Origin of the sequence: Bacteroides sp. An51A, from assembly GCF_002161565.1 — a bacterium.
Taxonomy (GTDB): domain Bacteria; phylum Bacteroidota; class Bacteroidia; order Bacteroidales; family Bacteroidaceae; genus Phocaeicola; species Phocaeicola intestinalis.
Window position 1 is genome coordinate 91,851 of the sequence record NZ_NFIC01000004.1, and the last position, 12,123, is coordinate 103,973.

Here is a 12,123-nt window from a genome sequence, read left to right on the forward strand (position 1 = left end):
TGAATTTATCGTGCGATGATTTGGAATGAGTTTTTGAGGCATTTTCGCTTCTGTGATGAGGAAGATAGCGGGCTATCTGACGAAGAACAGGAGCGAAAAGGACCAAAAAATCGCCCAAAGCACACACGAAAACAGATACATCAAGCCAAGAAAAACTTTTTGGAGAAATTCAAAACAGCTTCTAAGCCTCCTGCGCCAGCAAGACTTCCATCAAGGCAATATCCATATTCACCTCCCCTTGCATGAGGTATTTCTCACGAAGGTTCACGACGCTGCGGTATATAGTTTCGGCCTTTTCCCTGTCGTGTTCCTGATACAAAGCCAGTGCGAAAAGTTGACGCTGTTTCGAAGAACTGACACGACTATATAGGTGAATATAACGCAGCAATTTATCAGTCGCAAGTTCACCGGCACGTTCCATCCTCCCAGTTACCAAAGCTGTAAAAAGCAGCTCAGCATCCGTTTCTTGTTGCAAAATACCTATCAGTTCGGAGCTATGGCTCTTGACATCTTCCAAAAGACGATAAGCGTCCTCCCACTCTTCCCGATCTAGCAGGCGGGACACGTTCATCAGTCCGATTGTCGCTTGCAGAATGTCTTTGTAATCTATCGTTGCCGCATCTTGCTTGAACCATTCTTCGGGCATATCTTTCGGACGCATCCCTTCTTGTATCAGCGCATTTATACGAAGTTGCAATATCAGAGCATGCTTCGTTGCCGGATTATGTCTCAGCAAACGCAATGTATAAGCATCGTTCCCTATTCCACCCAGCTTCATCGGAACACCATTTGTCACTCCCAAAAACAATCCGATTATTACCCAAAACACCAGAAAAACCGATAACATGAAAGGCAAATCCTCCATCCACAATAAAAATCCCAAAGCCACAAGGGCAGTCAAAATATTCATCATTACACCACCCATGTTATATCCGCATACCGGAATCTCTTCCTCAGGCCTATCAGGCGGAGCCAACAAGCATTGCCCTCCGGTACCTGCCACACTGAAACGTTTCAAGACCCATTTACCATCCTTGCGTATCCACGTGAAATTAAAGATACGGAACGACACGAAACGATACCCCGAAGCCAATCCGCATATCAGGTGTCCTGCCTCGTGCAAAGTAACCTGCAAGAATAGGGTTATCAGAAAAAAGCATATAAACAAGAGTGGGAAACCAATAACTTCTGCTATATGCAGTCTGAAGAGTTTCCCGAAAAATGCAGCCAAGGTCATATCGGTAAACAGGGCTATACCTGCTCCACTTACCATCACCCCCAATAAAATTCCTATAAGGAACATGCCTACCAGTTTCAATGCCTGTTTCATAGATATAAAGATTATTTTTCTGGAGCAAAAATAACACATTTTCCAAGAACTTCAGCCAATCGAGTAGGAGGAAAACGAAGTAGTTTTCTTCCTACTTTCGTTTTCCGACCTCTCACCACCATAGTATAAACCGTTTCTTCAGTCTAACTTTCTTGTCCGCATCCAATTTCACATCATTCACTTCTTTGAAGATATACACCAGTTCCAGTCGGACGAAAACAGGATACATCAAGCCAAGACAAACTTTTTGTAGAAATGACTGGATATTTGCATGCATTTTCTAATCTAAATTCAAAACAATATGGCAACAATAAAAATCAAATTCCGTCCTTCATCGATCAACGGCAAAGAGGGCACATTGTATTATCAGGTGATACACAACCGGATAGTGCGTTCCGTCAGCACAAATTATAAATTATTCCCCGATGAGTGGGACAAAGCAGCATCAACAATCCGGAAGACAGCAGACAATCTGGAAAGGAACCGTTATTTGAACATATTGGCAGCTCGCATCGAGGAAGACACCGAAAGGCTGAGGGTGGCAATCCGGAAGTTAGAGCAATCGGGCTATTATACACCGGGACAAATTGTAGCCGCCTACCTGGCTTCCGACAGCAACTCGGACTTTATCGCATACGCGCGTAAGGAAGTGGACCGGACAAGACGCATGGGAAAAGTTCGCACGGCGGAGGCTTATGCCAGTTCGCTGAACAGCTTCCAGCGTTTCTGGGGCGAACAGGGCGACATGGCTTTCGAAGACATAGATGCAGCTCTGATGACGGAATACGAAGCGTATCTGGAACAGGACGGCAAATGCCCGAACACGGTCTCCTTTTACATGCGCAACTTACGCACTCTCTACAACCGGGCGGTGGAAGAAGGACTCACGGAAAACCGCTTCCCTTTCCGGCGCGTCAACACGAGGGTGGAAAAGACCGTCAAACGGGCGGTGACAGCCGAGATAATTGCCCGGATCAAGGAATTGGAACTGAGCCTGCATCCCGCACTGGAGTTCACACGGGACCTGTTCTTACTCTGCTTCTACCTGCGCGGCATGTCTTTCGTAGACTTGGCTTTTCTGAAGAAAAAAGATCTCCAAAATGGCGTGCTGGTTTACCGCAGACGTAAGACCGGCCAGCAGCTCTGCATCAAATGGGAACCGTTCATGCAGGAAATTGTCCGCAAATATAGTGACCCTGAATCACCCTATATGCTGCCCATCATCAAAGAATCCGGAAAAGACGAAAGGAGGCAATACCTGAATGCCTCGCACCTGATGAACAGGAAGTTGAAGAAAATCGGCAGAATGATAGGTTGTCCCATCAAGCTCACATTCTACGTCAGCCGCCACGGCTGGGCAAGCATTGCCCAAAGCCAACACATCCCCTTACCTGTCATCAGTGAAGCACTGGGACACGATTCGGAAGACACCACACGAATCTACCTTGCCCTGTTGGATACAGCCGTGGTAGACAGAGCAAACAGCAAGGTCATCAATTCCATTGTACAACAGAGAAACCGGACTGTCCTGCATGACACGATTCCTGCGCATCCGTGCCGCACAAAACATACCCTGGACATAACATAGCTCCATAAAAGGAAATATGAATATCCGCAAACAGCCAATGTAGAGGCGTATCGCATACGCCCAGATGCGCCAACTTATCTACGTGGACGCTTTCGGGCGTATGCGATACGCCCCTACAGGCAATTTGGCAAAATGAGGACATTCATAAAAAGGAAAACCACCTGTTCATGCAGAACGGAATGAAGCATTTTGAATGTGTCTACATGGATGCATTCAAAGATGCCACAATGTGACATCTCTACTAACTTCAAGGGAAGTATGTTGCACAAATCGATACATCTATTCGTAAGAGATGTATCACGGACGCAAAGATATATATTATTGTTGAAAAACAGCGGTAAATGAAAAAAAAGTTGAGTTTTGGGACATAAAAAAAATGCTTTTGCTCGACAAATGTGATACAAATGACATTTATTATGTCTTTTATTCTCTTATTTATCAAATTTTTAAGCACGGAAGTATGTGCCGATACATCTCTTACGAATAGATGTACGACTGCAGATTGCGGGGAATCCCCTGTGAAAAAGCAAAACAAACAAAACCGTACAACAGCGGATTATGAATGATAAAATAACGGGAGAAAGCCCCGAACTTTTGGAAAGAACGACTATAACTGCCTGTACTTCAACAAATAAGAAGAACTTGCAGGATTAGAAGGTTTTGCCCTGACTGGAAATGGAAGATACGCAAACGAATAGCCAAGAGGCGCAGGAAGCCATAAACAGGCACGAAGCGAATGGCACAGGCAGGCAATGGTTCGTGATGCGCGACTTGACCCGTCCCAATGCCAAAATGCCCGCCTACAAAATGCTGGAAAAGATGAAAATCGACTTCTTCACGCCGATGGTGCACAAGCTGGTCATGGTCAACGGCAAGCGGGAAGACAGGGAAGTGCCGTTTATGCAAGACTTGATTTTCGTGCATGAGGTTCAGGCAGTCATCGACCCAATCGTGGAAAACGTACATACGTTCCAATACCGTTTTCTAAAACAGCGCAAGCCCATGACCGTCCGCAATGCCGATATGGAACGTTTCATTCAGGCTGTGGAATCTTCCGAAAACCCGAAGTTTTACCGTCCCTCCGAAATTACTCCGGACATGCTGAGCCGCAAGATACGGATTATCGGCGGGCAACTGGACGGATACGAAGGCACGCTGCTTACCCTGCGCGGTTCGAAAGTGAAGCGGCTACTAGTGGAACTTCCTACCCTGTTGGCAGCGGCTGTAGAAGTACAGCCGGAATTTATCCGCCTGATTGACTGATTCAATCCGACTATAATAACAATGATGCAAAGACTTAGAGACTGTTTTAAGGAACTGTTTCTTATATCAATCAGCCAAAACCAAATTGTAAAAATGAAGAAAAAGATTTTCTTGCTATGCGCCTTATTCCTGCTCACCGCAGGAACCGTTATGTTGAGCTCTTGCGGCTCATCGAAAGAAGTAGTCTATTTTCAGGACCTGAAACCGGGAGAGAGTGAGATAACTTTGCCGGAAGTACAAACCATTACCGTACAGCCGGAAGACAAGATTTCGATTATCGTCAATAGCCGCGACCCGCAACTGACCGACCTCTTCAACCTGCCTTACGTCAGCCGGCAGTTAGGCCAGTCGTTACGTACCAACGGATTGTCTACAGGAACCAATAACGGCGTATCAGGCTATACCGTGGATGCGGAAGGTAACATCGATTTCCCTGTATTGGGCAAGGTGCATGTGGCTGGATTGAAACGTGAAGAGATAGCCGAACATATCAAGAACGAACTGGTTACGAAGAACCTGGTGAAAGACCCTGTGGTAACCGTGGAGTTTATGAACCTCTGTGTATCCGTAATGGGTGAAGTAAACAATCCCGGACGTTTCTCCATCGACCGCGACCGGATAACCATACTCGATGCACTGAGCATGGCGGGCGACCTGACCATCTACGGCAACCGGCAGAAAGTGATGGTGTTGCGTCAGGAGGACGGGCAGCAACGGGTCTATGGTGTCAACCTCACCTCGGGCGAACACGTATATACTTCCCCAGCCTATTATCTGCAACAGAACGACGTGGTGTATGTGGAACCCAACGACGTAAGGTCACGCCAGTCCACCGTCAACGGCAACAACGTGCGGTCCACTTCCTTCTGGATTTCGCTCGCCTCGTTGCTGACCTCCGTTGCCATCCTGATATTCAATTGATAACCGAAATGGAATAGGACACAGAGACACAAAGGCACAGAGCTTTATTTTTTGAGAGAACAGAACTCACAAATCAAATATCTGACTCTGAAAACTTTGCCTTCTCGATATATTTATTAATGAATATCCGCATTTTACCTAATTGACTGTAGGGGCGTATCGCATACGCCCAGATGCGCCAACTTATCTACGTGGACGCTTTCGGGCGTATGCGATACGCCCCTACAAGTTATTGGCAAAATGAGGACATTCAAAAAACTTAAAAACTCAAAAACTTAAAAACTTAAAAACTTAAAAACTCAAAAACTCAATATCCATGTCAACCCTCAGCGATAAAGAAACCGAATTATTTTTGGACGAATTAGAAAAATCAAGCAGCAGCGGAATCAACTTCAAAGACCTGATGTACCTCTGCCTTGCCAAATGGTATTGGTTTGTCATCTCTTTAGTAGTCCTGTTAGGATTTACCGCATTGCATTTGCTCACTACCCCACCGGTCTATACCCGCTCGGCGTCCCTGCTTATCAAAGAAGACAGCAAAGGAAACTCCCTGTCCAATTCCGCGGGTGTATTAGGCGATTTGGATTTGTTCCAGACCAATACTAACGTAAACAATGAAATGCAGTCGTTGCAGTCGCCTGCCGTGATGTACGACGTGGTGAAACGCCTGCACCTGAACATCAACTATTCCACCGACGGCACTTTCTACAAACAGGTGTTGTACGGACAAGCCTGCCCCTACGAAGTGGAGTTCTTCGACCTGCTGGACAACGAGGGAGCTTCGCTCACCATCCTTCCCGTTTCCGGCAACAAAGGCGTGGAACTGACCGACTTTGTACGCGGTGAAGAAGAATCCGGACAAGCCGTCAAAGCCTTGTTCAACGATACCGTATCCACCCCCGTGGGCAGGCTGCTGGTCAAACCTATGGCGGGTGCGGAAACATGGAAGGAGGCGGTCTATGTATCCCGTTCCGGTTTGCAAAGCACCGCTGCTGCCTATTCAGACAAGCTGAACGTGGCGTTGAACGACGAGAAGTCCACCGTCATCAACCTTTCGTTGGAAGACGTGTGCATCCAGCGTGCCGAAGACGTGCTCAATACCCTGATAGCCGTCTACAACGAAAACTGGGTGAAAGACAAGAACCAGATAGCCGTCAGCACCTCCATGTTCATCAACGAGCGTTTGGGAGTCATCGAGCAGGAATTGGGGAACGTAGACGAGAACATCTCTTCTTACAAGAGCGAGAACCTGCTGCCCGACGTGCAGGCAGCCGCCAGCATGTACATGACGCAAAGCAGCGAAACCAGTTCGCAAATCCTCGCCCTGAACACCCAGCTTGCCATGACCCGCTACGTGCGCAACTACCTTACCGGAGGCAACAGCCGCAACCAGCTGCTCCCTGCCAATTCCGGCATTGAAAGTTCCGGCATCGAGAAACAGATAGCAGACTACAACGCCCTGCAACTGCAACGCAACAACCTCGTGGCGAACAGTAGCGAAAGCAACCCGTTGGTAGTAGACCTCGACCAGTCGTTGCAGAACATGCGGCGTGCCATCATTTCCTCCATCGACAACCACATTACTACGCTGAATACCCAACTGCGCGCCTTGCAGCAAAGCGAGCGGCAGACCACGGCAAGGATAGCTGCCAATCCTTCTCAGGGCAAATACCTGCTCTCGGTAGAACGCCAGCAGAAAGTGAAAGAGGCTCTCTACCTGTTCCTCTTGCAGAAACGTGAGGAAAACGAACTGTCACAGGCTTTCACCGCATACAACACCCGCGTCATCATGCCGCCCACTGGCAGCATGGTGCCTACCGCCCCCAATAAAAAGAAATTCCTCCTGATAGCCTTTGCCTTGGGGCTTTTCATCCCCATAGGGGTCATCTTCGCCCGCGAGCAGCTGAATACCAAAGTGCGCGGACGGAAAGACCTGGAATCGCTGTCCTTGCCTTTTGCCGGAGAAATTCCCTTGGCTGGCGGTAAGAAGAAAGGAGACAAAGAGGAAACGGCAAAAACCGTTCTTATCCAACAGGGCAGCCGCGACATCATCAACGAAGCGTTCCGCGTGTTGCGTACCAATCTGGAGTTCATGCTCGATGCAGGCCATACGGGAAAAGCCGATGTCATCCTTTTCACCTCGTTCAATCCCGGCAGCGGAAAAACGTTCCTTGCCATCAATACTGCCGCCAGCTTTTCCCTGAAAGGCAAAAAGATACTGGTAATAGACGGCGACTTGCGCCGTGGCTCCCTTTCGCACTACCTGCGTTCACACGCCAAGGGGCTGAGCGACTATTTAGGCAAACGGGAAGAGAATCCGCAGACGCTGATACAAGAGATGCCCGGCTATCCCGGACTGCACATCCTGCCCGTGGGCACCATCCCGCCCAATCCTACCGAACTGCTTGCCGAACCGCGCCTGAGCACGTTGATAGAACGGATGCGGGACGAATACGACTGCATCTTCATCGACTGTCCGCCCATCGAGATTGTAGCGGACACGCAAATCATCGAGAAACTTGCCGACCGCACCCTCTTCATCGTCCGTGCCGGCTTGCTGGAGCGCGACATGCTGCCCGAACTGCAACGCGCTTACCAAGAGAAACGTTTCAAGAACATGGCAGTCATCCTGAACGGTACCGAAGGAGGCGGCAACCGTTATGGCTACCGATACGGGTATAAGTACGGATACCATTATGGGTACGGGAAAAAGTAACTACTATGTGGCTGTTCCGAAAGAAGCAGACATTGGCAGAAAGCGGGTTCTTCCGTGGCTTCGTTGATTGGCATAGCCACATCCTGCCCGGTGTAGACGATGGGGTGGAAACCCTGGAAGAAGCCCTGCAAATCCTTGCCGCATACGAACAATTTGGGGTGAAAGACGTGTGGCTTACACCGCACATCATGGAAGATATCCCCAATACGACCGCCCGTTTGCGCGAACGCTTCGCCGAACTGCAGGCTGCGTACCCGGGAAATATCACCTTACACCTTGCCGCCGAGAACATGCTGGACAACCTGTTCGAGGAACGCCTGGCAAAGAATGACCTTTTGCCCATGGGCGATAACGGCGACCACCTTTTGATAGAGACCAGCTACTTCAATCCGCCGATGGGCTTACAAAACATCCTGATGCGGATTAAGACCAAAGGCTATTACCCCATACTGGCACATCCCGAACGTTATGTATACATGGAGGAAGCCGAATACCACCGGCTGAAGGCTATGGGCGTAAAGTTTCAGTTGAACCTGCCTTCTTTAGCCAAGATGTATACGGCGGATGCAGGGAAAAAAGCCGGTTGGCTGCTGAAAAACGGTCTGTATGATTTTGTGGGCAGTGACCTGCACCGTCTGACCATTTGGGAAGAAAAAGTTTTTAGCAAACAAATTCCGGAAAACACGTTGCGGATGTTACGGGACATCCCGGCAGCACATCTTCCGGAATAAGATAATAAGAAGCTGTTTTGAATTTATCGTGCGATGATTTGGGATGAGTTTTTGAGGCATTTTCGCTTCTGTGATGAGGAAGATAGCGGGCTATCTGACGAAGAACAGGAGCGAAAAGGACCAAAAAATCGCCCAAAGCACACACGAAAACGGATACATCAAGACAAGAAAAACTTTTTGGAGAAATTCAAAACAGCTTCTAAGATAAAGAGATCAAGGATTCAGGTCACGATACTCCCTCACGGCATCGAAGCACGGACAGGCCTTTTGCGGGTCCAGCTCCCTGTGTCCGACGATCAAGGCGTTAGGGTATCTCCGGTGAAGCTGTTCCAGCAGGCTGCGCAAGGCGGTACGTTGCGCTTCCGTTCTCGTGTCTGTCGGCTTCCCGTCCGCAGACAAGCCGCCGATATAACAGACGCCTATCGAGTACCGGTTGTGGCGTTTGCAATGCGCTCCCACCATTTCTTCCGGCCTGCCGGGTTCAACCGTCCCGTCCGTAGGAATGACGTAGTGATATCCACAACCTATCCAGCCCAGGGAACGGTGGTAGCGGTCAATGTCTGCCATCCGGAGGGCACTGCCCGCCTTGTTGGCGGAACAGTGTACGATAATCAGGGTAATGGGTCTCATAAATTTTTGAGTTCTTAAGTTTTTGCGCACTTGTCACACCGGATTTGCAATCCAGCGTGACATTGGGTTGTCAATTGAAACTACAAATTCGCTGCCATACCACCGGCAACACCGGTTATCAGCAGTTCAACCAGCTTTACGATGTAAAGCAACACTTTTTTCCAACTTGTTTTCATACGTGTAGTCTTTAAATAAATGAACAATATAAATTGCATAAGCTTTGAAGTGAATCCGCCGAGAATGCCGGCAGTTCTCAGCGGATAGGTGGATTAGTCTAAACCACCGGTGCCTTCCGAGGCATCGTTGCCCGTTCCGCTACGCTTGGCTGCTTCCAAGTCTACGGTTGCCTCTCCGGCTTTCTCCGCCTTAACGGTGGCTTTTTGTGCCTTACGGCTCGCCACAAGGTTGAACGTGGCTTTGCCGATCATGTTCTCAAAATCGGGTCCGGGTGTAAAGACCAGGTTCACTGCCTTGATATTGGCGGCGGTAAACTTCTCCATACTATCGGCACTCTCGCAACTGATGGAAGCGTGGAAGGTGCCCAGTTCGCCCAAGGCAATCTTGTTACCGTTCAGCACCTGCTCTACAATGCAGTTGCACAGGTCGCTCACCACCCCCTTGAATGTACCCCGCGTAAAGACGGCATTGTGCGCTGCCAGGTGGTTGATAAACTTGTCGCCGTCCCAATTTTCGCGGATTTGCAGCCGGGCATAGGCTCTTTCGCCGGCTTCGGGTGTCAGGTGGTTGGTCTGCAGGTAAACACTGTAATCTAACATAATACGTTCCTTTCTTTTTTTAATGGTAAAACTTCGGGTTACTTGTCTTTCGTGATGTCTGCGCGCTTCATCCTTTCGACACAACAAAGATAAGGCGCCGGAAGCGCGGTTTGCAAATCCGTTGAAAGGCGTTTATAATCCGTTTAGCATCGGTTGAATTCCGTTGAGGATTCGTTGAACCAAACAAGCAAAAGCCCTATGGAAGACGGCAAACAGATTGTATTCAATATCTATGGAGGCAGCCAGCAGATAAACCCTACGGCTGCCACAGCTATCCAGAATTACTACGGCGACCAGTTCGCCGCCGAGAAGCTGCGCGAGGAATCCCTCAACCTATCCGGCCTTACGCCCGAAGCGCAAGCGTTGGCAGTCCATATCAGCCAGGCTGGAAACCTGCCCCGCTACATCGCTCAGCTCGCGCAATGCGAGTCGGCAAGCGCGCTGGCGGATGTGGCGATGCTCCTGCTGGAACAAGAGGACAAAGTCACGGCAGAGCTGGTGGTCAAGGCTGCATTCATCAAAAAACTCCTTGCCTTATGTCCCCGGCTCACCAAAGGCAACACCATCGACAACCTGCGGGCAGCCATCAACAATGCACTGGCGAAGAGGCCCCGCAAACGAACATAAGTGAAAAGGCTGACTCACTTATGTGAAACGCCCGAGTTACTTATGTGAAACGGCTCACTCACTTATGTTCATCCAAACGCTTTCCTGATATGAACGAAATCGACATGTATGGCGGAAACGCCCAGATAAATCCCTCCGCCACCCAAGCCATACAGAACAACTACTTCGGCACGCCCGTCCCCCTCCATGAGACGGCTTCCGCCCGTACCGTAGTCGTGCTTGGTGCCGGAGTGGATGCAGCCATCGGCTTTTCCGCGCCATGCAGCCTGGTGCCCAAGATAACCGAGTGGCTGGAGACGGAAGAAGGAAAGGCGGTGGACGCGGCACTGCACAAACGGCTCAAAGGCTTGCGTTTCAGTTATGCCAAATTCGTAGACAACGCCATCGAACGACTTGCCCACGACCTCGACCGGGAACGCGAGACCATTTGCGGCAACATCAGCCGGGAACTGGAGCAGAACGATTGCCTCGATGAAGGACAACGTAAGATGGGGCAGCTTATCGTCCGTCTTTTCCATAAGATTACCGAAGTGAAAGTCGGTGCTGCCATCGACGAGGAGACGGAAGCACTGATCCGCGAAGTGACGGGCATCGACCCGACCGAAGAAACCATCATCGACTTCTCGCACGTCAGCTATACCAAGACATTCGAAGGCATCATCAAGTACATCCTGCAAACCAGCCTGCACGACACGGAAAATCCCATCCTGCGCCATGTGTACACCAACCTGCTCGACATCGGGCAACTCCTGGCGCAACATTTCTACGGCTTCTTCGCCAACAAGCAGAGCGAAATCAAGACATACCTGTACATCGCCTGGACGCTGTGGGCATACCTCGTCCACGAAGAACAGACGCTGGCAGTCCCAAACGAGAACGAACCCGCATTCCCGGTATACGGGCAATTGCGTGGCAAAGCACAGATACTGGTCATCACCTTTAATTATACTACGTTGGCAGCATCCGCTTCGCCCACGGCAATCTATTTCAACGGCAACCTGACCGGCTATGTGGACATCGAGAACAAGAACGACCTGCAGGTGGAAAACCTGCACGCCCTCGACCTCGCCCGCTTCTTCCAGGACCGCCTGGCTGGCGAATTGAGCCTGGAAGGCGACCGCATCGCCCTCCCCATCCCGTCGTTCATGCCGCCGCTGAAGCTGAAACCCGTCATCACGGGCAAGTATGTCACGACATGGTACCGCACGGCGGAAGCCCTCGCCCATGCCAAGCGCATCCTCGTCTTAGGGCATTCCCTTCGTGGAGGCGATGCCTTCTTCAACGACATGCTGCGTGCCAACCGCCTTGCGGACATCCTCGTCATCGCCCGCGACATGGAAGCGGCTTGCAAAGACATCTGCGCCACCCTCCAGCAACCGGCAAACCGGTACACCCCCATTACAGTACAGGGGCATCCGGCAAGGAAGTACGACAACCGCATCACGGTAATTGGGGCAGACTTGAAAGAGATAGATTTAAGGGAGTGGTTGGGATAAGAAATTATGAATATCCGCAAACAGCCAATGTAGGGGCGTATTGCA

General features: G+C 49.9%; 11 protein-coding genes. 8 read left to right on the forward strand and 3 right to left on the reverse strand.

Annotation, left to right across the window (positions count from 1 at the left end):
- Window positions 1–15 precede the first annotated feature (15 nt).
- A complete protein-coding gene (locus B5G04_RS19780; RefSeq protein WP_158100077.1) occupies window positions 16–246 on the forward strand; it encodes a hypothetical protein in 231 nt (76 codons plus the stop codon).
- Here the strand turns inward: B5G04_RS19780 and B5G04_RS08705 are convergent.
- The gene (locus B5G04_RS08705; RefSeq protein ID WP_087396828.1) at window positions 182–1,330 is read right to left on the reverse strand and encodes a M50 family metallopeptidase; all 1,149 of its coding nucleotides are present in this window, start codon (window positions 1,328–1,330) and stop codon (window positions 182–184) included. The two genes, B5G04_RS19780 and B5G04_RS08705, sit on opposite strands and share 65 nt — an antisense overlap.
- 301 nt (window positions 1,331–1,631) lie before the next feature.
- Between B5G04_RS08705 and B5G04_RS08710 the strand changes: the two genes are divergently transcribed.
- The 5 genes from B5G04_RS08710 (at window position 1,632) to B5G04_RS08730 (ending at window position 8,549) form a co-directional block, all read left to right on the forward strand.
- Window positions 1,632–2,918: a site-specific integrase gene (locus B5G04_RS08710; RefSeq protein WP_087396830.1), complete on the forward strand. Its 1,287-nt coding sequence runs from the start codon at window positions 1,632–1,634 to the stop codon at window positions 2,916–2,918.
- 762 nt (window positions 2,919–3,680) lie between these two features.
- Window positions 3,681–4,181: a UpxY family transcription antiterminator gene (locus B5G04_RS08715; protein WP_087397082.1), complete on the forward strand. Its 501-nt coding sequence runs from the start codon at window positions 3,681–3,683 to the stop codon at window positions 4,179–4,181.
- A gap of 150 nt (window positions 4,182–4,331) precedes the next feature.
- Complete coding sequence (locus B5G04_RS08720; RefSeq protein ID WP_087397084.1) at window positions 4,332–5,102, forward strand: polysaccharide biosynthesis/export family protein; 771 nt, start codon at window positions 4,332–4,334, stop codon at window positions 5,100–5,102.
- Between the two features lie 403 nt (window positions 5,103–5,505).
- Entirely contained in the window at window positions 5,506–7,818 is a 2,313-nt protein-coding gene (locus B5G04_RS08725) for a polysaccharide biosynthesis tyrosine autokinase (RefSeq protein ID WP_239414078.1), read from the forward strand.
- Window positions 7,819–7,823: 5 nt separating this feature from the next.
- The gene (locus B5G04_RS08730; protein WP_087396834.1) at window positions 7,824–8,549 is read left to right on the forward strand and encodes a CpsB/CapC family capsule biosynthesis tyrosine phosphatase; all 726 of its coding nucleotides are present in this window, start codon (window positions 7,824–7,826) and stop codon (window positions 8,547–8,549) included.
- A 213-nt stretch (window positions 8,550–8,762) separates the two neighbouring features.
- Here the strand turns inward: B5G04_RS08730 and B5G04_RS08735 are convergent, their stop codons facing one another.
- Window positions 8,763–9,179, reverse strand: a complete 417-nt coding sequence (locus B5G04_RS08735; protein ID WP_087396836.1) for an N-acetylmuramoyl-L-alanine amidase — start codon at window positions 9,177–9,179, stop codon at window positions 8,763–8,765.
- A 269-nt stretch (window positions 9,180–9,448) separates the two neighbouring features.
- Window positions 9,449–9,955 carry a DNA-binding protein gene (locus B5G04_RS08740; RefSeq protein WP_087396838.1) on the reverse strand — a complete coding sequence of 169 codons (507 nt, stop codon included), beginning with the start codon at window positions 9,953–9,955 and terminating at the stop codon, window positions 9,449–9,451.
- Window positions 9,956–10,108: 153 nt separating this feature from the next.
- Here B5G04_RS08740 and B5G04_RS08745 point away from each other — a divergent pair, with 153 nt between their 5' ends.
- Window positions 10,109–10,582 (forward strand): hypothetical protein, encoded by a 474-nt coding sequence (locus B5G04_RS08745; protein ID WP_143270449.1) that lies wholly within the window; start codon window positions 10,109–10,111, stop codon window positions 10,580–10,582.
- Window positions 10,583–10,671: 89 nt separating this feature from the next.
- Entirely contained in the window at window positions 10,672–12,078 is a 1,407-nt protein-coding gene (locus B5G04_RS08750) for a hypothetical protein (RefSeq protein ID WP_087396842.1), read from the forward strand.
- Window positions 12,079–12,123: the final 45 nt, after the last annotated feature.

Coding starts and splice junctions, on each gene's coding strand:
- B5G04_RS19780 (WP_158100077.1), top strand. CDS start 16: ATGATTTGGAATGAGTTTTTGAGGCATTTTCGCTTCTGTGATGAGGAA.
- B5G04_RS08705 (WP_087396828.1), bottom strand. CDS start 1,330: ATGAAACAGGCATTGAAACTGGTAGGCATGTTCCTTATAGGAATTTTA.
- B5G04_RS08710 (WP_087396830.1), top strand. CDS start 1,632: ATGGCAACAATAAAAATCAAATTCCGTCCTTCATCGATCAACGGCAAA.
- B5G04_RS08715 (WP_087397082.1), top strand. CDS start 3,681: ATGCGCGACTTGACCCGTCCCAATGCCAAAATGCCCGCCTACAAAATG.
- B5G04_RS08720 (WP_087397084.1), top strand. CDS start 4,332: ATGTTGAGCTCTTGCGGCTCATCGAAAGAAGTAGTCTATTTTCAGGAC.
- B5G04_RS08725 (WP_239414078.1), top strand. CDS start 5,506: ATGTACCTCTGCCTTGCCAAATGGTATTGGTTTGTCATCTCTTTAGTA.
- B5G04_RS08730 (WP_087396834.1), top strand. CDS start 7,824: ATGTGGCTGTTCCGAAAGAAGCAGACATTGGCAGAAAGCGGGTTCTTC.
- B5G04_RS08735 (WP_087396836.1), bottom strand. CDS start 9,179: ATGAGACCCATTACCCTGATTATCGTACACTGTTCCGCCAACAAGGCG.
- B5G04_RS08740 (WP_087396838.1), bottom strand. CDS start 9,955: ATGTTAGATTACAGTGTTTACCTGCAGACCAACCACCTGACACCCGAA.
- B5G04_RS08750 (WP_087396842.1), top strand. CDS start 10,672: ATGAACGAAATCGACATGTATGGCGGAAACGCCCAGATAAATCCCTCC.